The organism is Streptomyces sp. CNX435 (genome assembly GCF_059570575.1).
Genome location: NZ_JCANTA010000005.1, coordinates 41,715 through 65,256, shown reverse-complemented (window position 1 = coordinate 65,256; position 23,542 = coordinate 41,715). Strand labels below are relative to the sequence as shown.

General features: G+C 72.8%; 21 protein-coding genes. 10 read left to right on the top strand and 11 right to left on the bottom strand.

Annotation, left to right across the window (positions count from 1 at the left end):
• Positions 1-7: 7 nt before the first annotated feature.
• On the bottom strand, positions 8-2,458 hold the full coding sequence (pcrA, locus tag T328_RS11195; protein WP_496495812.1) for a DNA helicase PcrA: 2,451 nt from the start codon (positions 2,456-2,458) through the stop codon (positions 8-10).
• A 210-nt stretch (positions 2,459-2,668) separates the two neighbouring features.
• On the opposite strand from pcrA, the gene T328_RS11190 reads away from it, so the two are divergent.
• Positions 2,669-3,826: a C40 family peptidase gene (locus T328_RS11190; RefSeq protein ID WP_496495811.1), complete on the top strand. Its 1,158-nt coding sequence runs from the start codon at positions 2,669-2,671 to the stop codon at positions 3,824-3,826.
• A 36-nt stretch (positions 3,827-3,862) separates the two neighbouring features.
• Here the strand turns inward: T328_RS11190 and T328_RS11185 are convergent, their stop codons facing one another.
• Positions 3,863-4,216, bottom strand: coding sequence for a hypothetical protein (locus T328_RS11185; protein WP_496495810.1), 354 nt, complete (start codon positions 4,214-4,216; stop codon positions 3,863-3,865).
• Between the two features lie 252 nt (positions 4,217-4,468).
• Here T328_RS11185 and T328_RS11180 point away from each other — a divergent pair, with 252 nt between their 5' ends.
• Positions 4,469-5,542 (top strand): C40 family peptidase, encoded by a 1,074-nt coding sequence (locus T328_RS11180; RefSeq protein WP_496495809.1) that lies wholly within the window; start codon positions 4,469-4,471, stop codon positions 5,540-5,542.
• Between the two features lie 93 nt (positions 5,543-5,635).
• Here the strand turns inward: T328_RS11180 and T328_RS11175 are convergent, their stop codons facing one another.
• A complete protein-coding gene (locus T328_RS11175; RefSeq protein ID WP_496495808.1) occupies positions 5,636-6,376 on the bottom strand; it encodes a LuxR C-terminal-related transcriptional regulator in 741 nt (246 codons plus the stop codon).
• Between the two features lie 48 nt (positions 6,377-6,424).
• Positions 6,425-7,753, bottom strand: coding sequence for a PspC domain-containing protein (locus tag T328_RS11170; protein ID WP_496495807.1), 1,329 nt, complete (start codon positions 7,751-7,753; stop codon positions 6,425-6,427).
• A gap of 132 nt (positions 7,754-7,885) precedes the next feature.
• On the opposite strand from T328_RS11170, the gene T328_RS11165 reads away from it, so the two are divergent.
• Together T328_RS11165 and T328_RS11160 are read left to right on the top strand one after the other, a co-directional pair.
• The gene (locus tag T328_RS11165) at positions 7,886-9,424 is read left to right on the top strand and encodes a PspC domain-containing protein (RefSeq protein ID WP_496495806.1); all 1,539 of its coding nucleotides are present in this window, start codon (positions 7,886-7,888) and stop codon (positions 9,422-9,424) included.
• Complete coding sequence (locus T328_RS11160) at positions 9,411-9,806, top strand: hypothetical protein (protein WP_496495805.1); 396 nt, start codon at positions 9,411-9,413, stop codon at positions 9,804-9,806. The genes T328_RS11165 and T328_RS11160 overlap by 14 nt, the downstream gene beginning before the upstream one ends.
• Positions 9,807-9,842: 36 nt before the next feature.
• Here T328_RS11160 and T328_RS11155 read toward each other — a convergent pair whose 3' ends face one another.
• The 3 genes from T328_RS11155 to guaA form a co-directional block, all read right to left on the bottom strand.
• Positions 9,843-10,385, bottom strand: coding sequence for a DoxX family membrane protein (locus T328_RS11155; RefSeq protein WP_496495804.1), 543 nt, complete (start codon positions 10,383-10,385; stop codon positions 9,843-9,845).
• A 160-nt stretch (positions 10,386-10,545) separates the two neighbouring features.
• Complete coding sequence (locus T328_RS11150) at positions 10,546-11,883, bottom strand: hypothetical protein (RefSeq protein WP_496496079.1); 1,338 nt, start codon at positions 11,881-11,883, stop codon at positions 10,546-10,548.
• 374 nt (positions 11,884-12,257) lie between these two features.
• A complete protein-coding gene (guaA, locus tag T328_RS11145; RefSeq protein WP_496495803.1) occupies positions 12,258-13,832 on the bottom strand; it encodes a glutamine-hydrolyzing GMP synthase in 1,575 nt (524 codons plus the stop codon).
• Positions 13,833-14,142: 310 nt separating this feature from the next.
• Between guaA and T328_RS11140 the strand changes: the two genes are divergently transcribed.
• Entirely contained in the window at positions 14,143-14,505 is a 363-nt protein-coding gene (locus T328_RS11140; RefSeq protein WP_496495802.1) for a chorismate mutase, read from the top strand.
• Positions 14,506-14,608: 103 nt separating this feature from the next.
• Here T328_RS11140 and T328_RS11135 read toward each other — a convergent pair whose 3' ends face one another.
• Positions 14,609-15,076, bottom strand: a complete 468-nt coding sequence (locus tag T328_RS11135) for an ATP-binding protein (RefSeq protein ID WP_496495801.1) — start codon at positions 15,074-15,076, stop codon at positions 14,609-14,611.
• Positions 15,077-15,259: 183 nt separating this feature from the next.
• On the opposite strand from T328_RS11135, the gene T328_RS11130 reads away from it, so the two are divergent.
• The 3 genes from T328_RS11130 (at position 15,260) to T328_RS11120 (ending at position 17,336) form a co-directional block, all read left to right on the top strand.
• The gene (locus T328_RS11130) at positions 15,260-16,027 is read left to right on the top strand and encodes a DUF5919 domain-containing protein (RefSeq protein WP_496495800.1); all 768 of its coding nucleotides are present in this window, start codon (positions 15,260-15,262) and stop codon (positions 16,025-16,027) included.
• A gap of 113 nt (positions 16,028-16,140) precedes the next feature.
• The gene (locus T328_RS11125) at positions 16,141-16,923 is read left to right on the top strand and encodes an inositol monophosphatase family protein (RefSeq protein ID WP_496495799.1); all 783 of its coding nucleotides are present in this window, start codon (positions 16,141-16,143) and stop codon (positions 16,921-16,923) included.
• Between the two features lie 53 nt (positions 16,924-16,976).
• Complete coding sequence (locus tag T328_RS11120; protein WP_496496078.1) at positions 16,977-17,336, top strand: hypothetical protein; 360 nt, start codon at positions 16,977-16,979, stop codon at positions 17,334-17,336.
• Between the two features lie 52 nt (positions 17,337-17,388).
• On the opposite strand, the gene T328_RS11115 is transcribed toward T328_RS11120, so the two are convergent.
• Positions 17,389-18,561, bottom strand: coding sequence for an epoxide hydrolase family protein (locus tag T328_RS11115; protein WP_496495798.1), 1,173 nt, complete (start codon positions 18,559-18,561; stop codon positions 17,389-17,391).
• 82 nt (positions 18,562-18,643) lie between these two features.
• Here T328_RS11115 and T328_RS11110 point away from each other — a divergent pair, with 82 nt between their 5' ends.
• On the top strand, positions 18,644-19,219 hold the full coding sequence (locus T328_RS11110) for a CGNR zinc finger domain-containing protein (protein WP_496495797.1): 576 nt from the start codon (positions 18,644-18,646) through the stop codon (positions 19,217-19,219).
• Positions 19,220-19,278: 59 nt separating this feature from the next.
• Here the strand turns inward: T328_RS11110 and T328_RS11105 are convergent, their stop codons facing one another.
• Positions 19,279-19,821 carry a hypothetical protein gene (locus T328_RS11105; protein WP_496495796.1) on the bottom strand — a complete coding sequence of 181 codons (543 nt, stop codon included), beginning with the start codon at positions 19,819-19,821 and terminating at the stop codon, positions 19,279-19,281.
• Between the two features lie 301 nt (positions 19,822-20,122).
• Between T328_RS11105 and T328_RS11100 the strand changes: the two genes are divergently transcribed.
• Complete coding sequence (locus tag T328_RS11100) at positions 20,123-20,752, top strand: hypothetical protein (protein WP_496495795.1); 630 nt, start codon at positions 20,123-20,125, stop codon at positions 20,750-20,752.
• Between the two features lie 129 nt (positions 20,753-20,881).
• Here T328_RS11100 and T328_RS11095 read toward each other — a convergent pair whose 3' ends face one another.
• On the bottom strand, positions 20,882-23,356 hold the full coding sequence (locus T328_RS11095; RefSeq protein ID WP_496495794.1) for a hypothetical protein: 2,475 nt from the start codon (positions 23,354-23,356) through the stop codon (positions 20,882-20,884).
• Positions 23,357-23,542: the final 186 nt, after the last annotated feature.

Below are 23,542 nucleotides of genomic sequence, written 5' to 3'. Positions count from 1 at the left end.
CGCAGCCCTACAGCTTCTCCACCGGCGCGTACCGCAGCAGCAGCTTCTTCGCCCGCCCGTCGCCGAAGTCGATCGTCGCCTGCGCGTTCGCCCCCGAGCCGGACACCGCCACCACCGTCCCCATCCCGAACTGGTCGTGCGTCACCCGGTCCCCCACCGACAGCGCGATCACCGGCCGCTCCGTCGCCCGCCCGGTGGCGAAGCCGGACGGCCCCTGCCGGGTGGTACGGGCCGAGCCCGCCGACGACGCCAGCACCGCCGCCGCGGACTCCATCGGCGACCGCCCCCCACCGCCGCCGCCCCGCGTGGCGGCGGCGGCGCCCGTGCGCCGCCACTCCAGGTACGCCGGGGGGATCTCGTCCAGGAAGCGCGACGGCGGGTTGTACGACGGCTGGCCCCACGAGCTGCGCATCACCGAGCGCGTCAGGTAGAGCCGCTGCTGCGCGCGCGTGATGCCGACGTACGCCAGCCGCCGCTCCTCCTCCAGCTCCTTGACGTCGCCGAGGGCCCGCATGTGCGGGAAGACGCCGTCCTCCATGCCGGTGAGGAACACCACCGGGAACTCCAGGCCCTTGGCGGTGTGCAGCGTCATCAGCGTGATGACGCCGGAGCCGTCCGTCTCCTCCTCCGGGATCTCGTCGCTGTCGGCGACCAGCGCGACCCGCTCCAGGAAGTCGGCGAGCGTCCCCGGGCCCTCCTCGCCGCGCTCCTGCTCGAACTCCAGGGCCACGGCGGCCAGTTCCTGGAGGTTCTCGATACGGGTCTCGTCCTGCGGATCGGTCGACGCCTGCAGCTCGGCGAGATAGCCGGTGCGCTCCAGCACCGCCTCCAGCACCGTGGCCGGCCCGGCGCCGGACTCGACGACCGTGCGCAGCTCCTCCATCAGCGTGTTGAACCGCTTGACGGCGTTCACCGAGCGGGACGCCATCCCGTACGCCTCGTCGACGCGCACGAGCGCCTGCGGGAACGAGATCCGCTCGCGCTGCGCCAGCGCCTCGATCATCGCCTCGGCGCGGTCGCCGATGCCGCGCTTGGGCACGTTCATGATGCGGCGCAGCGGTACGGAGTCCTCGGGGTTGGCGAGCACGCGCAGGTACGCGAGGACGTCGCGGACCTCGCGGCGCTCGTAGAAGCGGACGCCGCCGACGACCTTGTACGGCAGGCCGACGCGGATGAAGACCTCCTCGAAGACACGGGACTGGGCGTTGGTGCGGTAGAAGACGGCGACGTCGCCGGCGCGGGCGTCGCCCGCGTCCGACAGCCGGTCGATCTCGTCGGCGACGAACTGCGCCTCGTCGTGCTCGGTGTCGGCGACGTCGCCGACGATGCGCGCGCCGGCGCCCGCGTCGGTCCAGAGGTTCTTGGGGCGGCGGGAGGAGTTGCGCTCGATGACGGCGTTGGCGGTGCTGAGGATCGTCTGGGTGGAGCGGTAGTTCTGCTCCAGCAGGATCGTGCGCGCCTCGGGGTAGTCCTCCTCGAACTGTAGGATGTTGCGGATGGTGGCGCCGCGGAAGGCGTAGATCGACTGGTCGGCGTCGCCGACGACGCACAGCTCGGCGGGGCCGTCCGGCCCCTTCGCGCGCTCCTCGCCGCCCTCCGCGCCCCCAGCGCCCCCGGCGTCCCCGGCGCCCTCCGGCTCCGCGCCGGCCTCCGGGCCGACCAGCTCGCGCACCAGCATGTACTGTGCGTGGTTCGTGTCCTGGTACTCGTCGACGAGCACGTGCCGGAAGCGGCGGCGGTAGTGCTCCGCGACGTCCGGGAACGCCTGCAGCAGGTTCACGGTCGTCATGATCAGGTCGTCGAAGTCCAGCGCGTTGGCCTCGCGGAGCCGGGACTGGTACATCCCGTACGCCTCGGCGAGCGTCTTCTCGTAGGGGTCGCCGGCCTGGGCGGCCCAGCTCTCCTCGTCGATCAGCTCGTTCTTCAGGCTGGAGATCTTGGCGCTGAACGCCTTCGGCGGGTAGCGCTTGGGGTCGAGGTCCAGGTCCCGGCAGACGAGGGACATCAGCCGGCGCGAGTCGGCGGCGTCGTAGATCGAGAACGAGGACGTGAAGCCGAGCTTCTTCGACTCGCGGCGCAGGATGCGCACGCAGGCGCTGTGGAAGGTGGAGACCCACATCGCGTTCGCGCGGGCGCCGACGAGCTCCTCGACGCGCCCCTTCATCTCGCCCGCGGCCTTGTTCGTGAACGTGATGGCGAGGATCTGGCCGGGGTGCGCCCGCCGCTTGGCCAGCAGGTACGCGATCCGGTGGGTCAGCACGCGGGTCTTGCCCGAACCGGCGCCGGCGACGATCAGCAGGGGCGAGCCGGTGTGCTCCACGGCGGCGCGCTGCTGCTCGTTCAACCCGGTGAGCAGCGCTTCCGGGTCCGTGACGGGGCGGGGCGCGCCGTCGCGGTAATACGGCTCGGGGACGCTTGCGGCGAAGGCGGGATGACTGTCGTCGAAGAGGCTGCTCATCGTCTACCGAGTCTAGGGCGCCCCACCGACAACCCACTCCCGTATCCCGCTCCCGCACCCCCGCTCCCGGCACCCGGGATGTCCGGGATGGACGGAACAACTCCCTCCGATAACAAATCGGTTTCGGGCATATCGAACATCAGACTTCACAGCAGTCCCACCGAGTGGCTACCGTGCTCGACACTGCTTGGACGGAAGGAGTGGCCTGCCTTGGCTTCCCACAGAAAGCCGCGGACCCGGATCCTCGAGTCGCCGGCGGGGCGTCGCACCGCGGTCGGTGTCGGCTCCGCGGCACTGGCCTCCGCGACCCTGCTCAGCCAGGAAGCCGGTGCGGCCCCGGCCGAGCGGTCGATCGAAGAGGTGCAGAAGGAAGTCGACCACCTCTACCACGAGGCGGAGCGCGCCACCGAGCGCTACAACGGCGCGAAGGAGCGCACCGCGCAGCAGCGCACCCGGGTCGAGCAGCAGCTCGACGAGGTGGCCAAGGAGACCGCGCGGCTCAACGAGTCGCGGCGCGAGCTGGGCCGCCTCGCCGCCGCCCAGTACCGCACCGGCGGCGTCACCCCCACCGCGACGTTCATGCTCGCCCCCGACCCGCAGACCTACTTCGACCAAGCGCACCTCATGGAGCGGCTGACGAACCGCGAGCAGGTCGCGATCGACCAGTTCCAGGAGCGCCAGGCCAAGGCCACCGAGAAGCGCACCGACGCGCAGGAGAGCCTGCGCACCCTCACCGAGTCGCAGGAGCAGCTCCGGGACTCCAAGAAGGAGGTCCAGACCAAGCTGTCCGACGCGCGCCAGGTGCTGGACCGCCTCACCGAGGAGGAGAAGCAGCGGCTCGCGGAGCTGGAGCGCAAGCGCGAGGAGGAGGCGCGACGCAAGGCCGAGGAGGCCGCGCGCCAGGCGGAGTTGGAGCGCCAGCGGCAGGCCGAGCAGGAGCGCCGCGAGCAGGAGCAGCGCGAAGAGGAACAGCAGCAGGAAGAAGAGCAGCAGCAGGACCCGCCGCCGGACACCGGCGCCACGAAGGCGGACAAGGTGCTGTCGTTCGCCGAGGCCCAGCTGGGCAAGCCCTACGTGTGGGGGGCCACCGGCCCGGACTCGTTCGACTGCTCCGGCCTCACCCAGGCCGCCTGGCGGGAGGCCGGCATCTCACTGCCGCGTACGACCTACGACCAGGTCAACGCCGGCACGCAGGTGGCCAAGGCGGATCTGCAGCCGGGTGACCTGGTCTTCTTCTACGACGACATCAGCCACGTCGGGATCTACGTGGGCAACGGACAGATGATCCACGCCTCCAAGCCGGGCGACGACGTGAAGTACGAGTCGATCGACTACATGCCGTTCCACAGCGGCGTGCGCCCGGCCTGAAGGAGCCTGATCTCGCGTTCGGCCCCGGCTCCAGCCTCAGGTCCAGGTGGTGGCGATGACGACGTTGGTCATGGTCAGGAGTCCGATCGCGGCGAAGTAGCCCTTCGGGATGCGCTCTTCCTTCCTCTTGATGAAGACCAGGACGAGGATCACTATCAGGATCGCGCCCTTGACGCCGAGCTTCGTCTGGTTCAGCTCCACGTCGTCGGCCTCGTTGAGGCCGGAGAGTATGAAGCCGGTGACGAGCATGACCAGCGCCCCGTGCACCATCGAGGGCGCGATCCGCACGTCGCCCGTGCCCAGCGACTTCAGCTGCGTCAGCCACCCGCCGAGGAGCGCGGCGATACCGATGATGTGCGAGGCGACGAAGAGGTTGATGAGTACATCCATGGCACGGGAGCGTAGCGGTCCGTAACAGGTCCCGCCCATGGGGGTGACCACTTCAGGAACATCGGTCACGGAGGCGAACACACAGCTCAGTACGTTGTGTTCAGGTGATCGCAACCCGTCATCGACCAGCGGGTGCCGGTAAGTCTCCGTCATCCCCTCGTGCCGCGCCGCACCCCCGGCTTAGCGTCTCGGCGGCGGCCCGTCCCCCCGTGCGGGCCGCCTCCAAACCGTGAGGAAGGGGTGAACGCCCGCGTGGCGTCCCACAGTAAGCGCGAGCACCAGCAGGCGGCGGAACCGCGGGCCCGCGCCCGTACCCCCCGGGCCCGTACCGCCCGGGCGATCACGCTCGTCGGCGCCGCCACCGCCACCGCCCTCGGCGGCTTCGCCCACGCCGACCCGCGGCCGGCCCCCGCGGAGGTCAAGGCCGAGGTGGACCGGCTGCACCACGAGGCCGAGCAGGCCGTCGAGAAGTACAACGGCGTCGCCGAGAAGGCCGACCGCGCGGAACGGGACCTGGACGACCTCCGCGACGAGGCCGCCCGCAAGACCGCCCGGCTGAACGACGCCCGCGACGCCCTCGGCTCGTTCGCCACCGCCCAGTACCGCAACGGCACCGCCGACCCCACCGTGCAGCTCGCCCTCTCCGCCGAGCCGGAGGACTACCTCCGCCGGGCCGCGCTGCTGGAACGGGCCGGCAGCCGGCAGGCCGCCGCGCTCACGAGCGTCGGGCGGCAGTTGCGGGAGGTCGAGCAGGTACGCACGGAGGCGGGCGAGCGGCTGGCGGAGCTGACGGACGCCCGGGCGGAGCTGAAGCGGCACAAGCACGCGATCAAGGACAAGCTCGCCAAGGCCCACCGGCTGCTCGACACCCTCACCGCCGAGCAGCGCGACGCCGTCCTCGGCGCGGACGGCCCCGGCGGCGCGCCGGGCGACCGGGCGGCGCGCGCCGCGGCGCGCGGGCCGGTGCAGGCGCCCAACGCCCGTGCGGCGCACGCCGTGTCGTACGCCCGGAACGCGGTCGGCAGCCCGTACGTCTGGGGCGCCACCGGCCCCGACGCCTTCGACTGCTCGGGCCTGACCCAGGCCGCCTGGGGCGCCGCGGGCGTCTCCCTGCCCCGTACGACCTACAGCCAGTCCGCTGCGGGCGCCACCGTCCCGCGCTCCGCGCTGGCGCCCGGGGACCTGGTCTTCTACTACTCCGGCCGCACCCACGTCGGCATCTACGCGAGCGGCGGCCAGATCATCCACGCGCCCCGCCCGGGCGCCACCGTGCGCTACGCCCCGGTGGACTCGATGCCGTTCGTGACGGCGGTACGTCCCGCGTGACCGGACGCACTCAGGACCGGACTCAGTACCGGACGTACCAGTACCGGACGTACTCAGTACCGGACGTGCCCGGACGTACTCAGTAGGAGTGCGTCAGACGAGCCGGCGGGCCGTCGCCCAGCGCGTCAGCTCGTGCCGGTTCGACAGCTGCAGCTTGCGCAGCACCGCCGACACGTGCGACTCGACGGTCTTGACGGAGATGTACAGCTGCTTCGCCACTTCCTTGTACGCGTACCCCCGGGCGATCAGCCGCAGCACCTCCCGCTCCCGCTGCGTCAGCCGGTCCAGGTCCTCGTCCACCGGCGGCGCGTCCGTCGACGCGAAGGCGTCGAGGACGAAGCCGGCGAGCCGCGGCGAGAAGACCGCGTCGCCGTCGGAGACCCGGAAGATCGCGCCGACGAGGTCGGAGCCGGTGATGGTCTTCGTCACGTACCCCCGGGCGCCGCCGCGGATGACGCCGATGACGTCCTCGGCCGCGTCCGAGACCGACAGTGCGAGGAAGCGCACCGGCGCCTCGCCGCTCGGCGACTCGCCCATCAGCCCCGCGCAGCGGCGCAGCACCTCCACGCCGCCGCCGCCCGGCAGGTGCACGTCGAGCAGGACGACCTCGGGGCGGGTGGCGGTGATGACCGTCACCGCCTGCTCCACGTCCGCCGCCTCGCCGACGACCTCGACGCCGGTCTCGTCCGTCACCCCGATCTCCGCCTGCACCCCGGCCCGGAACATGCGGTGGTCGTCGACGAGCACGACCCGTACCCGGCGGCCCTCCGCCGGGCCCGCACCACTCGCCGGCACCCCGGCCGCCGGTGTCCCGCCCGCTGCGTCGTCCGTCATCGTCCGCTCCTCACTGCGCCCACCGCCATGCCTCCGCGCCCGCCGCCCTCACTCGGCGCGCTCCATCTCCAGCTCCACTTCGGTGCCCCCGCCCGCCGGCGTACGCAGCCGGGCGGTGCCGCCGTTGCGCTCCATCCTGCCGATGATGGACTCGCGTACGCCCATTCTGTCGGCCGGGACCGCGTCCGGGTCGAAGCCGGGACCGCGGTCCTTCACCGAGATGAACACCTGCCGGCCCTCGACCTCCGCGAAGACCTGCACCGGGCCCGCCTCGCCACCGTACTTGGCCGCGTTGACCATCGCCTCCCGCGCCGCCTGCAGCTGCGCCCCGAGCCGGTCGTCCAGCGGGCAGTCCCCGACGCACACCACCTCGACCGGCACCCCGTGGTAGTCCTCCACCTCCGCCGCCGTCCGGCGCACCCCCTCGGCGAGCGTGCCGGGCCCCGCCCCGTCCTTCTCGTCGTCCTTGCCCGTCCCCTGCGGCTTGTACAGCCAGGTGCGCAGCTCCCGCTCCTGCGCGCGGGCCAGCTTGCGCACCTCGCCGGCGTTGTCGGCGTTGCGCTGGATGAGGGTGAGGGTGTGCAGCACGGAGTCGTGGACGTGGGCGGCGACCTCGGCGCGCTCCTGCGCGCGGATGCGCATCAGCCGCTCCTCGGAGAGGTCCTGCACCATCCGTACGAGCCAGGGGCCGGCCAGCAGCGCCACGCCCACCAGCACCGCGAGCGACGCCTGCACGACGGCGCCGATGTGCCGCGTCGAGCCCTGGATGACGAAGATCGCTCCGGCCCCCGCCCCGACCAGCAGCACCCCGGCGGCGCCGCGCGCGACCGGCAGGAACTTCGTCCGCCGCGTGACCGCCGCCCACTTCGCCCGCCGGGCGTTGTCCGCCTGCCGCCACACCAGCGCCACACCGGCGCCGATGAGCAGCAGCGGCCACACGAACGCGTTGGAGCGGTCCAGGTCGAGGCTGCCGCCGAAGATCCCGGCGCCGACGAGCAGCGCGAGCAGGGCGAGCAGCTGGCCCTTGTCGGGTTTGCGGAGCCGCCTGCGCCCGTCGGTGTCGACGTCCACGAGCGGCTTCTCCGCCCTGCCGCCCTGGCCGAGCGGGACGACGAACCAGAACACCGCGTACAGCGGCACGCCCAGGCCGTTGGCCATGAGCAGGCCGATGAAGACGATCCGCACCCACGACACCGGCAGCCCCAGGTGGCCGGCGAGACCGCGGGCGACACCGCCGAGCCAGCGCCCGTCGGCGCTGCGGTACAGCCGACGGACGGGCCGCTCGTACAGGTCGTCGTACGGGTCGCCGTACGGGTCGTACGGGCCGCCGGGCGGGGCGGCGCCGTCGGCGGCGGTCGCGGCGGTGGCTGCGGTCATGTCATGCATCGTCACACGGGTGGGGCGGCCCTGGCATCAGGGTTGGCCCCCCATCGGTCCCCGGAGGATTTCAGGGTGGGCTCGGGGTAGTCCCGCCTCCCGCGCCGCGGCGGCGTCCGCCACCATGGACCCATGACGGACACGAGCCCCAGCGCGGGCCCCGACGCGCGGGACGAGGCGCCCGGCGACCGCGCCGGCGCCGGGTACCGCGCGCCCGGGCCCTCCGAAGGCTCCCCCGGCCCGGCCCCCGGGTCCGGCTCCGGCTCCGGCTCCGGGTCCGGGTCCGGGTCCGGGTCCGGGTCCGGGTCCGGCCCAGGATCCGAATCCGGGTCCGCGTCCGGCTCCACCCCAGGCCCCGCACCCGCGCGCCCGCGGCTGCGGCGCAGCCGCCGCTACAAGGTCGTCGGCGGCGTCTGCGGCGGCCTCGGCCAGTACTTCGGCATGGACCCCGTCATCTTCCGCATCGTGCTCGGCGCGCTCACCGCCACCGGCGGCCTCGGCCTCGTCGCGTACGGCTTCGCCTGGCTGCTGATGCCGCTCGACGGCGAGGACGACAGCGAGGGTCGCCGGCTGCTGTCCGGCCGGGTCGAGGGCTCGGCGCTGACGGCGCTGCTGTTCGCCGTCGTCGGCTGCGGCCTGTTCCTGTCCGTGATGAACCGCACGGACAACCACTTCTTCGCCGCCCTGCTGCTCCTCTGCCTCGGTGGCGCCGCCTACTGGTCGCACCACCGCCGCGCGGCCGAGGAGCTGGCCGCCGACGGCGTCCCCGTGGACGACGCCACCGCCCACGCCGTGGCCGACGCCCCGCCGGAGACCGCGCCGCCCCCCGTGCCGTACTCCCCGTCCTGGTGGCGCGATCCGCTCACCAAGGACGGCGACTTCCCGCCCTACCTCTGGGGCCCCGACGGCGCCGGCGACGACCAGGACGCGGCGGCGGGCCCGCCCGGCCGCGGGAGGCGTACGAAGAAGGCGCCGGCCGGCGGCGCCCGCGGCCGGGGCGAGCAGGAGGCGGCCGGCATCGGCGCCTGGACGTTCCTCGCCGCCGCCGCCACCTGCACCGTCGTCATCGTCGCCACCTGGGGCGCGGAGCCGCTGGGCACCACGCTGGCGCTCGGCCTCGGCGGCGCGCTCGCCGTCTTCGGCGCGGGCTTCACGCTCAGCGCCTGGATCGGCCGCGCCGGCGGCGGTACCGCCTTCTGGGCGCTGCTGACGACCGTCCTGCTGGCCGGCGCGCTCTGGCTGCCGGACTCCGTCACCGCCGACTGGGGCGAGCGGACCTGGCGTCCGACGGCGGTCACGGACGTACGCGAGCGGTACGAGCTGGGCAGCGGCGAGGCGCGGCTCGACCTGAGCCGGCTGGAGCCGGGGAAGGGCCGGACGGTCGAGACCTCGGCCCAGGTGGGCCTGGGCCGGCTGGAGGTGCGGGTGCCCGACGACGTACGGGTCGAGGTGCGCAGCCGGGTCGACATCGGCGACCTGCAGCTGCCGCCCACCACCCGCCCCGAGCCCCCGGAGCCTCCAGACGAGGGCGACATCGACGTGGCCCCCCGGCAGCAGCGGACGACGGTGCTGGAGCCCACGACCGGCGGCGCGGGCGGGCGCGGGGGGACGATGGTGCTGGACCTGACGGTCTCGATCGGCCAGTTGGAGGTCCAGCGTGCAACGCCATAGGTTCGAGCCCGCGAAGCTGGTCGCCGGCCTGGTGCTGCTGTGCGGCGCGGCCCTCGGCCTGCTCGACGCCGCCGACGCGCTGCGGCAGCCGTACTGGGTGCCGCTGGCCGTGGTGCCGCCGGGGCTGGCGCTGGCCGCCCTGGTCGCCGCCGTCGGCTACGCCGCGCGCCGCACCCGCCGGCGCGCCCGGGAGGCGCGCGCGGCGGCGCCGCGGGACGTGGACCCGGTCGCCGACTCGGTCGCCGACCTGGGCGCGCTGCCGATGGACGAGCTGCGCGGGACGTACGACGCGCGCTTCGGCGGGGGCGGCACGGGCTCGGACGCCGCGGGCGGGAGCGGCGCGGGCGCCGGGGAGGCGCCGCAGGGGCGCCACCGCGACTGAAAGGGGCGGGTGGCGGGCAGCGGGCGCGAGGGTCCGCTAGGCGAAGAGCTGCTGGCCCTTCCTGCGGCGGCGGACGGCGAGCACCGAGTCCAGCGACCAGTAGGGCGCGCCGGCCAGGATCAGCGCCGTCCACGCCATCATGTACGGCAGGTCCTGGCCGTAGTAGTACGGATCCGCCGACCAGCTCATCGTGAACCACAGCGTCATCGAGATCAGCGCCCCGCCGGCCGCGGCCAGCCGCGCCCACAGCCCGGCGAGCGTGCCGAGCCCCACCGCGATCTCGCCGAGCGAGATGGCGATCCCGAACTCCGTCGGCGCCTTCTGCGCCAGGTCCACCAGTGCCGGGATCGCGACATCGGGGAGGGTGTCGAGGGTGTCGTGGAGGGAGCCGGGGCCGCTGGCGTCGAGGAACACGTCGTCGGTGAGCTTGTCGATGCCGGCGTAGACGAAGGTGATGCCGAGGAAGATCCGCAGGGGTAGCAGCGCGAACCGGGCGGCGGCGGCCCGGAGGCCGCCGGGGGACTGCCCCTGGGGCACCCTCCCGAGTACGCCGGTGCCGGACGCTTGGTCCTGTGCCATGTGTAGTCCGCCTCTCCTGCCGTGGACCGTGCCGGTGATCGCCCCGGCGCCGATACTTCATGTGTGGGAGGGGATACGTAAAGCGTTTCGTGAACGCTCAACCGGATCGGGTCGTGCGCGTCCGCCCCGCCGGCGATTCAGTCGACGTTCAGTCGACGATTCAGTCGACGATGTCGAGCAGGTACGGGGCGGACTCCGCGCCCCCGGCCGTGACGACCCGCAACTCCGTACGGCCAGGCTCCACGTCCACCGGCACCGGAACCGTCAGCCGGGTCGCCGTGGGGTTGGCGAAGCCGCCGGCGACCGGGACCAGCGGCACGTGTACGTGGACGGCGCCGATCCGTACGACCACGCGCGCCAGCAGCTCCGGCGACTCCGCGCCCGCCGGCACGAAGCCGGTGCCGCGCACCTCGACGTCGTCGCCGGTGCGGATCGCGGTGTGCAGGTCGCCGGGCTCGCGGACCCGGACGACGGACAGCACGGCCGGGCGCCCGCCGTCGACGAGCCGCGCCGTCAGGTGCACCGCCGCGCTCACCGCGACCAGCGCGGCGATGCCCCACGGCAGGCCCGGCAACTGCTCGGGCCGGCGGCCGAGCTGCACGAGGGCGAAGATCAGGGCGGCGGCGGAGACGACGGCGTACTGGATATCGACGGCGGCGGCGCGGCCGGCGTCGTCGGTGAGCAGGTCGGCGGCGCGGGGGCGGGCGGCGCGGGTCTTGGTCAGGCCGCCGCTGCGCAGCCGGTACGCCACGACGGCGCGGGCGCCGAGGGCGGCGGCCCAGGCGGCGGCGACGGTGACGACGAGCCCGGCGGCGCCGCCGGGGCCGGTACCGGGCGCGGACCAGCCGAGGCCGTCGAGGAGCCGGTCGCGGGCGGCGGAGCCGTCGGCGAGGGCCAGGGCGAGGGCGAGGTGCAGCAGGGCGTACCCGGCGAGCAGCGTCCAGGCGCCGGCCACCGTACGGCCGGTCGAGAGCCGGCCGTCCTCGCCGACGACGGGGGCGAGGAGCCCGCCGCGGGCGCGGTTCAGCCACGCGGCACCGGCCAGCAGCCCGGCGGTCAGCGCGGCGGCGAGCAGCGCGGCGGTACGGGCCCGGGTCCAGCCGGGTCCGAGGGCGGTGAGCCCGACGACGAGGAGGAGGGCGAGCAGGCCGGCGCCGATGGCGTACAGGCTGCGCCGCCAGAGGCCCGCCGACCACGTCCCGCCGGCGGCGGCGCCGCGCTCGGCGAGGGTGTCGGCGGAGCGGGTCAGCTCGTCGGAGACCCACTGCCGGGAGGCGCCGGGCGAGTGCGCGACCCCGGCGGGGAGCCCCTCGCCGGCGGCGAAGCCGTCGCGGCGGCGGGCGAACTCGCGGGCGGGGTCGGGAGCGACGCCGGGTTCACCCCCGGGGTCGCCGGACCCGGCCGATGCGCCGCCGGAGCGCCCGGCACCGGCGACGGCGGCGCCGGACGGGGCAGTCGTGACGCCGGACCGGGCAGTCGCCGCACCAGACCCGGCCATCGTGGCCCCGGCCCCGGCCCCGGCGGCCGGGGCGCCGGACCTCGCCGTCGTAGCGCCCGAGCCGGTCGACTCGCCGGCGCCCGGCGACCCAGCCGCCGCACCCCGGTCGGCACCGGACCCGGCCGATGCGCTGCCGCGACCGTGTGTTCCGCCGGAGCCCGCCGGCCCGCCGCCGGCAGGTCCGCTCCCCGTTCCGTTCCGGTCGTCCGCGGCGCCGGGCTCCGTACCGCCCGCGGCGCCCGGCTCGTCCCCCGCGGCGCCCGCCGCAGGCGGATCCGCGTCCACCGCCACCTCGTGCCCCCCTGACCGCAAGTCGTACATGTGATGAGTGCGCATTCTGCCCTACCGGCCGCGTGCCCGGGCCGCCGGGCCGCTCACTCCCACTCGATGGTGCCCGGCGGCTTCGACGTGACGTCGAGGACCACGCGGTTGACGTCCCGCACCTCGTTCGTGATCCGCGTCGAGATCCGCGCCAGCACCTCGTACGGCAGCCGCGACCAGTCCGCCGTCATCGCGTCCTCCGACGACACCGGCCGCAGCACCACCGGGTGCCCGTACGTCCGGCCGTCGCCCTGCACGCCCACCGACCGCACGTCGGCGAGGAGCACCACCGGGCACTGCCAGATGTCGCGGTCGAGACCGGCCGCCGTCAGCTCCTCGCGGGCGATGGCGTCCGCCTCGCGCAGCAGGTCGAGCCGGTCCTTCGTGACTTCGCCGACGATCCGGATGCCGAGCCCCGGGCCGGGGAACGGCTGGCGCTGCACCATCGCCCCGGGCAGTCCCAGCTCCTTGCCGACCATCCGGACCTCGTCCTTGAACAGCCGCCGCAGCGGCTCCACCAGCTCGAAGTCCAGGTCCTCCGGCAGGCCGCCGACGTTGTGGTGGGACTTGATGTTCGCGGTGCCGGTGCCGCCGCCGGACTCCACGACGTCCGGGTAGAGCGTGCCCTGCACCAGGAAGCGCACCGGCGCCCCGGACTCCCCCGCCGCCGCCACGATCTCGGCCTGCGCCTGCTCGAAGACCCGGATGAACTCCCGGCCGATGATCTTCCGCTTCTCCTCCGGGTCCGACACCCCGGCCAGCGCCGTGAGGAACCGCTCCGCCGCGTCCACGACCTTCAGCTGCACACCGGTCGCCGCCACGAAGTCCTTCTCGACCTGCTCCGACTCGCCCTTACGCATCAGCCCGTGGTCGACGTACACGCAGGTGAGCCGGTCCCCGATGGCCCGCTGCACGAGCGCCGCCGCCACCGCCGAGTCCACCCCGCCGGACAGCGCGCAGATCGCCTGCGCGTCCCCGACCTGCGCGCGCACGGCGGCGACCGACTCCTCCACGACGCTCGCCGTCGTCCAGGTGGGGGCGAGGCCGGCGCCGCGGTAGAGGAAGTGCTCCAGGACGAGCTGGCCGTGGGTGGAGTGCATGACCTCCGGGTGGTGCTGCACGCCGTACAGCTTCCGCTCGTCGTCCTCGAAGGCGGCGACGGGCACGCCCTCGGTGGCCGCGGTGACCGTGAAGCCCTCGGGGGCGGCGGAGCAGGCGTCGCCGTGGGACATCCAGACGTCCTGCCGCTCGGGGGTGCCCTCGAAGAGGGTCGAGTCGGGGCGGGAGACGTTCAGTCGCGTACGCCCGTACTCGCGCTGTCCGTTGTTGTCGACGGTGCCGCCGAGCGCCTGGGCCATGAGCTGGAAGCCGTAGCACATGCCGAACACCGGCACGCCGGCGGCGAAGATCGCCGGGTCGATGCCGGGGGCGTTCTCCGCGTACACCGAGGAGGGGCCGCCGGAGAGGATGATCGCCTTGGGGTTCTTCGCCAGGATCTCCGGCACCGGCATCGTGGACGGCACGATCTCGCTGTAGATCCGGGCCTCGCGCACGCGGCGCGCGATGAGCTGGGCGTACTGGGCACCGAAGTCCACGACGAGGACGGTGTCGGGGGTCGCTGAGGTCACTGCTGCGGCCTTCCGGCGGTGGGAGGGGAGAGACAGGGCGGTGGGAGGGGGGATACAGCCGAGTCTATCGGCTACGGCGTCTCACCATGCGGGCCGCCGTTGTCCACGGCGGGACGGCGGTGAATACTGGCGGCCATGCGCACGCAGAGCTTCCTCTTTACCTATGGCAACCGGCCCGTCCGGCTGCCATGGTCGTGCGCTTGAGCTGACTGACAAGCGACTTCCCAGGCGCCCCGGGCCGGCAGGCCCGGGGCGCGCTGTGTTTCGCCGCCGGGCGGCGGCTCCGGGGCCCGTACCCAGGAGTGACGAGATGAACGCAACCCAGGCGAGCGACAGGACCGCCGACCGGACGGCACCCCGGACCGGCGACCCCGCCGCCGACCGCACCGGCGCGCCGACCGGCGACCGGACCGGGGCGCGCACCGACGAGGCGGCGACGGAGATCACGGGCGCCCGCGAGCGGATCGACGACCTCGACGACCGGATCATCGCGCTGGTGGAGGAACGGATGGCGGTCTCGGCCCGTATCCAGCAGGCCCGCATCGCCTCCGGCGGCCGGCGGGTGAACCTGTCCCGGGAGATGGAGATCCTCGCCCGCTACCGCGACCACCTGGGCCGCCCGGGTACGACGCTGGCGATGACGCTGCTGGAGCTGTGCCGCGGCCGGGTGTGACCGCCCCGGGGGGCGGCACGCGCCGTGCCGGTGCTCCGACCGCGGGGTTACGCGTCGGAGCACCGACCCCGGTCCGAGCCGGGTCCGGCCGGACGGCACACCGTCACCTGACCGACTCCTCGCCCGGCGCTCCAGGCTGCTCCGCGCCTCCCACCGGATCGACGACCACAGCCCACACCGCCTTGCCCACCCCGTTGCGCTCGGCCACTCCCCACCGGGCCGCCAGCGCCTCGACCAGGAGCAGGCCGAACCCGCCCGACTCGTCCGGCACCCGGCGCACCGGCCACACGCCTGAGGCGTCGTGCACCTCGATACGCACCCCGCCGTCCTGCCGGACGAACCGCGTCAGGATCTCCCGCCCCGGCGGCACACGGGCATGAACGACGGCGTTGGTCATCAGCTCCGACACCACCAGCACCGCCGGCTCCTCGATCCCGGCCAGCCCCCACCCGGCCAACGCCTTACGCATCTGAGCCCGCGCCAGCCCCACGCACCTGCGATGCCGCCGCCACTGCCACGTCATCACGTGCGTGGCAGAAATGCCCGCCTGTTCGGTTGCCGTACTGGGCATCTGATATCGCCTCAAAGCTGGTGCTCGGTCGACTGCTCTGGACACACCTCACGGTGGCATTACTGCGGGTCGCATTTCGATACCGGCCGAATCTCTCCTTCACTCTTCTCGGTCTCATCGTGTATCTTCCGGTCTCATCTGGAGTATCGTGAGCGGCCTGAACAGCCAAGGGTGAGGCGACCTATGGGCGAAGAAGTGGTGGCCATCAAGGCGTTGATCCAGCAGCGCCACCTGAGCTACGCGGGGTTCTGTCAGGAATGGGAGAAGGCCGCCGCGGAAATTGACAAACGACTTACCGGCAGCCACCCTGGACATGCCCAGTTCTACCGATGGCTCAAGGGGGACCTGCGGAGCGGGAAGCCTCGCACTGATTCGTGCAGGGTGCTTGAGGCCATGTTTCCGGGATGGCCTGTTGACGAGCTCTTTGCGCCCTACCGTGGAAGCCTGCAGTTCTCCAGGAATCTCGCAGAAAACCAGGGAACCGACTCAGGAAAACATCAGCGGCGGCTTCCCGGCGAAGAGGGTCGGCATCTAGACCTGGCTGCCATTTACATGTCCAGGCCACAATTCCTGTCCGAGGTACCTCTGTACGAGATGATCGAAAATGCGTCTGTCATTCGAGCGAGCGGGCTGTCCCTGAATCTGCTCGCTCAGCACTACGCAGACGCACAGATTCGACGCCTGGTCGAATCTGGTACGCGGTTTCAGTTACTCTTCCTCGATCCGGACAGTGAGGCGATGAAGATTCGCGAGCAAGAGGAGGGGTACGATACCGGATTCCTGGCCGGTCTGACTGAAATCAACCTCAAAATCTTGAAGGAACGCGTGCGGTCCGTCCTGCAACCGGAGGCACGTGACCGGGTGGAGATCGGTCTCTCCGATGAAACCGTTCGGTTCAACATCACACTCATCGACGACACGACGGGAGTGATCCAGCCGTACCTTCCGTAAGCTCGCGGCGTAGATTCTCCGACATTTCTTGTCGAACGCAGGGAGCGTGGCGACGAGTTGTTCCATACGTTCGAGCAGGTCTTCATCTCACTCTGGGATCGGGCGACACTCCTATGACCGACCTGCCAGATCTTCTCAAAATCGCCGACGGCGCCGTCGAACTCGCCAGATCCCTTATCATCAGCCGCGACCCCGGCGAAATCACCGCCAAGGGCGACCGGGACATGGCGTCCGAGGTCGATTTCGCCGTCGAGGCGGCGGTGCGTGACCACCTGAACCGCTTGACCCCGGACATCTCCTTCCTGGGCGAGGAGGAAGGAAAGTCGCTGCAGGAGGGCCGGTTCATGTGGGCTCTGGATCCGGTGGACGGTACCGCGAACTTTGTTCGCGGGATTCCGCTCTGCTGTGTTTCCCTAGGTCTCTTCGACGGCAATCGCTGCGTGCTCGGTGTCGTCGACCTGCCGTTCATGGGCGCTCGGTACCACGCCGCTGAGGGCGGCGGGGCATACTGCGGGTCGAGAAAGATCCGGGCCAGCAGCACGAGAGACCTGAGTGCCGCAATTGTGTCCATCGGTGACTACGCGGTCGGCACCGACGCGCACGTACGCAACAAGCAGCGGCTCGCGATCACCGAGCGCCTTGCGGGTCGGGTCCAGCGGATCCGAATGTGGGGAACCGCAGCCCTGGACCTGGTATGGGTCGCGGAAGGGAAAACCGACGCATGTGTCATCTTGTCCAACAACCCTTGGGACACCTCGGCGGGCGTAGTGGTTGCGCGTGAAGCCGGTGCGTGTGTTGTCTCCGCGTCCGGAAGCACTCATGACATCGACTCTGGCGAGACCATCGCCGTAACCTCCGACTTGCTGCCCGAGCTTCTTCCGCTGATTCAGCGGTGAGGCAGAGCAGGTTTCTGCGCTCAACATCTCAGGATGAAAGGGAGACCGTGGACATCGAGGCAGGCCGTATCTTTCGCGAGGCATGGATTGAGGGTGTCAGGAAGCACTTTCCCGGAGAGCCGAAACCCGGGTACATCACACCGTGGGAGGAGACCCCGAACTGGGAGCGGGAGTCCGCGGCAGCGGTGTGCCACCAGGTACGTGAATTCATCAAGCTCTCCGGCGGCAGCACGGCTCGGCTGAGCAGGGAACAACGCGGGCGCTTCGTCGCCACCTGCTGGATTGCGCAGATCTATCACCGCATCCAGGACCCGAAGCCAGGTTATGTGGCGGATTGGCCCGACCTTCCCGAGTGGCAGCAAGCCACGGACGCAGACATCTTCGACGCGATCGAGAAGGCGACTACCCCATAGTCGGACTCGCCGGGTCCGTAACCGTCAGCCGCTACGCGGCGCCCAGCCGGGGTCACCTGTGAGCGGCCAGCAATGCCGCGAGACCTTCCTGGAGATCTTTGACGAAATACTCGGGTACCTCCAGCGCCGGGAAATGTCCGCCGCTTTCGGGCGTGTTCCATCGGACGATCTGCCGGTACCGCTGCTGCGCCCAGGGGCGCGGGCACTTCTCGACGTCGCGGGGATACATCGTCAGTGCTGACGGGACGTCGACCCGCAGTTCGGGGTCGAGCGAGTTGTGGCTTTCGTAGTAGAGACGGGCCGCCGATGCGCCTGTCCGCGTCAGCCAATACAGGGTGACGTCGTCGAGAATCCTGTCTCTGGAGATCGTCTCGAACGGGCTGTCCTCGGTGTCCGACCACTCGGCGAACTTGTCGAGGATCCAGGCAAGGAGCCCGACCGGTGAGTCGACGAGCGAGTAGCCGATGGTCTGCGGTCGGGTCGCCTGCTGCTTCGCGTACGCCGCGCGGTGGACCCAGAAGTCGCGGGTGTCCTCGGTCCACTTGCGCTCGACCGCCGTCAGCCCGTCCGTCGACAAACCGGGCGGTCCCTCGGCGAATGTGGTGTGGATGCCGAGAACGTGCGCCGGGAACCTGCCGCCGAGAACCGTGGTGATGTTGCCTCCCCAGTCCCCGCCGTGGGCAAGGAACTTGCCGTAGCCGAGCCTTCCCATCAGTTCCACCCACGCGGCCGCGATCTTTTCGGTTCCCCACCCGGTGACGGCCGGCCTGTCGCTGTAACCGAAGCCCGGCAGCGACGGGACCACGACGTGGAACGCCGGCGTGTCTGCGTCTTTCGGATCCGCCAGCTCGTCCACCACGTCGACGAACCGGGCGATGCTGTCCGGCCAGCCGTGCGTCATGAGCAGCGGTGTGGCATCTGCGCGCGCGGACCGGCGGTGCAGGAAGTGGATTCCCAGGTCGTCAATGGTCGTGCGGAACTGGCCGATGCGGTTGAGGCGCTCTTCGAACGGCCGCCACTCGTAGCCGGTGCGCCAGTAGTTCACGACATCGACGAGGTCGGCGAGCGGAACGCCCTGTTCCCACCGGCGGGGACCGGGTGCGGCACGGTGGACCGTCTCGGGCTCCGGCAGGCGCGCCGCGGCCAGTCGCGCGCGCAGATCGTCGAGATCGGCGTCCGCCGCGTGGGCTTCGAATGCTTGTACGTCGCTGGTGGGACGAGACATGAGACCTCCTCGGCATAATGGAACCGGCTAAGACGGTTCTAGCATGGCGTCACGACTCCGTGCAACCGGCTAAGGTGGTTCCATGTGTGCTGAGTTCCCTGACTTCCGCCTCGGTAGCGTGCTGGCGACCAGCTTCACGGCGACTCTGACGGAGCGCCGTGGCGACGCCGTGGAGCGCATCCCGTCGCCCCACCGGCTCGTCGACTGGCTGGGGGTGAGCGGCCTCGCCGTGGATTCCTGCACCCCGGCCCAGCTCGACCTCGCCCGGGAGCTGCGGGAGTCGATCCATGCCGCCGCGACGGCGGCGGCGGTCCAGGACGCTCTCCCTGCGTCTGCCGTCCAGGTCATCAACGACCGCAGCGCTCAGGGGCGGGCTGCCGCGATCCTGACGCCCGAGGGTAAGCGGGAGTGGCGGCTCAGCTCGGCTGCCTGCGTGGAGGATGCCCTCAGCGTGATCGCCGCCGACGCGATCAGCATCATCGCGGGCGAACGAGACGGAAAGCTGGCCTTGTGCGCATCGCCGACGTGCCGAGCCGCCTTCTTCGACGCCAGCCAAAGCCGCACCCGCAAATGGTGCGAAATGAACACGTGCGGAAATCGTCAGAAGAAAGCGCGTTTCCGTGCCAAACAGCGCATGCACCCCAGAGCGGCGGAGTGATCGTCACCGTCGCAACCAAGCAAATGGTGTGTGAACGTCTCCGGGGCAACGCATCACGGCTACTCGGGGGCGAAGCTCACGACCGCTGTGCCGTCCTCGATGCCCAGCACGGCGAACTCGATGACCGTCGTGTTGACGTTGCCGAAGCTGCCGCCCTCGGGTCCAACCCCCACCTGGATGGAGCCGCTGCCGCCGCTGGAGTAGGTCATCGCGAGCGTCACCTCGCTCTTGCCCACCTCGGCGACCATCACCCCGCCGATGTCCTGATCGAAGGGAATGGAGGTGCCCGCCTTCACCGCGACCTCACACTTGCTGTCGCGGCAGGCATCGACATCTGCCCCGTCCGCTGCGTCCTCCGGGGCGAGGGGAGTGAACTTGGAGGTCGTGGGCTCGGGTTCGGCGGTCGAGGAGGGGGACGCCGACTTCGAGTCCGACTTCTCGTCTTTGGGAGACGGCGACACGGTTGTGGTGTCGGCGTCGTCGGGCTTTGCTGCGTCGTCGGTGTCCGAGCCGCAGCCGGCCAGGGTGGCCGCGGTCGCCACCGCGATCACGGCGACGAGGGCGGACAACCCGGCACGGCTGGAGCGTACGCGCGGCCTCATGGGGGGAACTCCGTTCCACGGAAGGGCTCAAGGGTCTTCCCCGAGTTGTAGCGGCCCGCGTCCGGGAGGGGTCCCCTCCGGTGATCCGTTGCGAAGCGGTGTGAACCGTCCCATGGGAGAGCAGGCCGGACGGGCCGCACCCTGGCCATGGCCGCCCACACCCGCCTCATCAGGCACGTAACGTGGAAACCCGGCACGGCATGTCGCCGCCCTCTGGTCGCGGATCCGTCCGGGGCCGGTGCAGGCTGAGGGGCGCGGGCTGCGTCTGCGGTGGTGCGGCGGACGGCGAGAGGAGCCGACGATGGGCGAGGGCGACCAGGGCGACCGGGGGCGCGCTCGCGTGCGCCCGGCCGGTCTGGTGGACGTCCCGGCCCTGGTGCGCCTGATCACCTCGCACGCGGAGAAAGCGCCGCCGGTCGTCGACCGGGGTCCCGAACAGGCACAGGCCGTCCTGCGGCTGCTGCTGGCGCACCACGCTCTGGAAGAAGGGCAAGTCTGGGTGGCGGAGCACCTCGACGAACTCACCGCCGCCGCCATTTGGCTGCCGCCGGGAGCCGGCAGTGCCATCGGCCGCTTCCACGGCCTGATCGCCCGCGAGCTGGACGCTCCGCCCGACCTGCTGGCACTCGGCGAGGCTGACGACGCGGCACTCAGCGCCGAGCGAGCCGGTTCGGACGGCTGGACCCTGGTGGCGACGGGCCGGACCGGCGACGACGACCCGCACGTGTTGCTCGACCGCCTGCTGGCCCCGGGCCTGGAGGCCGTGGACCGCGGCGACGACACGGTCGACGCACTGGCCGCCTCGGCAGCTGAGGTCGACCGGCTGCAGGCGTTCGGCTTCGGGGACACCCGCAAATTGAACCTGCCGTCCGGTGGCGACGTCTGGCTGACCAGCCTTCCTTCGGCGACGGCTCGGCGGCCTCGCCGCTGACCGCCTGGCAGCGGCGCCGAACCCGAACTGCCGGGCGAGGCCGGCGACCGCGTGCGGGCGGTTCGGACGGCCCTGGTCGGCTGTGCGGGCCGTACGAGTGGGTCGGCGTGGGCCCGCTGCCGCCCGCCCTCAGGGCAGCGGGTCCGGGCCCGGCTTCGGGGTCGTGGGGCGGGAGGGCGGCGGGGTGTCCGGGTCCGGTGGGGTGGCCTCGAAGATCGGGGCCAGCTCCGGCAGGCCCAGGCTCTGCAGCGCCTCGGCCAGCGTGCTCCGGGGGCGCCGCGTGCCCGCCGTGCGCAGTACGCCGGTCAGCGGACGGGCGTCGGCGACGGCCAGCGCGGCGGCGATGGCCTCCGCCGTGTTCCGTACCTCCGCGAACTGCGGCACCCGCGCCGTGCCGTCCCCCGGCGCACGCTCCCGGCCGCCGCCCCCCGTACCGCCCGCGCCCTCCGCACCGCCGCCCGCCGCCGCAGCGTTGGCGCCCCCCGGCGACGCGCTCGGCGCCACCCCCCGCACCGTCGCCGTCACCGACGCCGCACCGGACGCCCGCCACGTGAACTCCGCCGTCCGCTCCCCGCTCCGGTACACCGCGATCCCCGCCACGCCGTCCGCCGCGTACAGCGCCACCGCCGGCCACGCCTCGCCCCGCGTCATCGCCTCCGCCGCGGAGAGCAGCGCCTCGGGTGAGGGCGGCTCCCCCGCGGCCGTACGCCCACGGGGCCAGCGGCTCGGGGCGCGGCCCGGCGCGCGGAGGGGCGCCCGGGCCGCTTCGGGGCGCCGGCGGCGGCGCAATTGGGCGCAGGTGCGGGCGCCGCCGGCGGGCGCGAGGCGCAGGCGCAGGCCGGCCGTGTACGCGGCCCTGGCGACCGCGGACGGCGGTGCCGTGCAGACGACGATCCCGGCGTACGGGGCCGGTTCGGGCGCCGCGCCGGTGCTGAAACCCGTGCCGGTGCCGAAACCAGGACCGGTGCCGGCACCGGGACCGTTGCCGGCGCCGGGGAGTCCGAACGCCGCCCCGGGGCCCGGGGCGTTGTCGGGCCGGGGGCCGAACAGCGGGACGCGGCGGGCGAGTTGGGCCCGTACCTCCTGGCGGGCGACGAGGAAGCGGCGGCGGATGGCCTCCGCGTCGTCGCCGGGCTTCGCCCAGGGGATAGCGCGGGCTTCCGAGCCGACGGCGCGGAAGACCTCCAGCGCCTCGTCCCAGCGCCGGGCGCGGACGAGGGCGGCGGCGAGGCAGTTGCGGAAGCCCGCGGCCTCGGGGTCGCCGGGCTCGTAGTGCGCGGACAGCTCCAGCGCGCGCTCGACGGCCCAGGTGGTGGACGAGTCGGGGGCGTCGCCGGCGTCCGGGCCGCCGGGCAGTCCGATACGGTCCCGGCACGCGCCCAGCACCGCGGCCTCCAGGGGCAGCGCGTGCAGCAGGGAGCCGGGCAGCGCCTCCTCCGCCGACTCCTCCGCGAAGACCATCAGCTCCTCGACGTCCGCCTCGCCGACGATCGCGAGGTAGCGCAGCGCCGCGACGTGCGCGCCGTGGTGTCCGGGCGCGCGGAGCACCGCCTCGGCGAACCGGGAGACGAACGCCTCGCGCGGCGCCCGTACGGCGGTGGCGTGGTCGAGGGCGATGCGCCACGGCACGGGGTCGCCGGGCGCCTGCGCCGCGGCCAGCCGGACGAGGGGCAGGACGTCGCGCAGCACCGCCCTGGGGTCCGTACCGGAGAGCCCTGACGCCCCGTACGCGCCCCACGGCCGCCGCCCGCCGCCGCCTGTGCCTCCGCTGCCGCCTCCGCCACCGGCCGGTCCGGTACGGGGATCCCGGCCGGAACCCGGCGCCGAACCCCCCGATCCGGCGCCGGGACCCGCTCCCGCCCCCGCCTGTGTCCCCGTCCCCGCGCCGGCACCCGGACCCGCGCCCGCGCCCGGGCGGCCGGAGCCGGCTCCCGCCCCCGGCACCGAACCAGCCGCCGGACCACGTACCGGACCACGTGCCGAACCACCCACCGGACCGCGCGCCGCATCGCCCGCCGCGCCCGGCGCCGACCCCGCACCCGGCCCGCCGTTCCCGGTCCCCGGGCCCGGCACCCCGTACCACGGCCACGACTCCGCGTCCGCCACCCCGGCCCACGTCCCGCCCGCGGAGCCGCCCCCCGGCCCCGGCTCCCACCGCGCCGACCCCGCCGCACCACCCGCACCGCCCGCACCGCGCGGCCCGCCCCGCCGCCGTACGCCCCAGCCCTCGAACCGCCGCCGCCGCGCCCTGTACTCCGCCGCCCACCGCGCGCGCAGCAGCCGCTCCGCCTCCACCACCGCCGCGTCCCCGCTCTCCGGGTCCCACTCCCGCCAGCGCCGCAGCCAGCCGTCGTCGTCGAGGGCCGCGGTGGCCAACTCCGCCACGTACGTGTCGCGGCGCTCCCACTCCGCCGCCCGGCCGGCGCCGGCGAGGAGTTCGCGGGCGGGACGGAAGTCCCCCGCGCCGGCGGCCGGGAGGACCGCGCGCACGCGGTACCCGGGGGCGTCGAGCAGGACGTCCTCGTCGAGGGGCAGGTCGGCGCCGACCCAGGAGTAGTGGCGCACCACGCGCGGGAACGTCACAAGGGGCCGGAGGAAGTGCATGGCACTGCATTCAAGGCCATACGAACCCCCGCGTTCCAGACCTCTTACGGTGACGATCCGATATCCGATGCGGAGTCCGGAGCATCCGGTCACAGAACGGTTTCAGCACGCGGGGCAAGGGAGGGCAAATCCGTTCTCACCGGTCACCCGGTCAGCACCCGGGTTCCGTGACCGGCACCGCGCCCC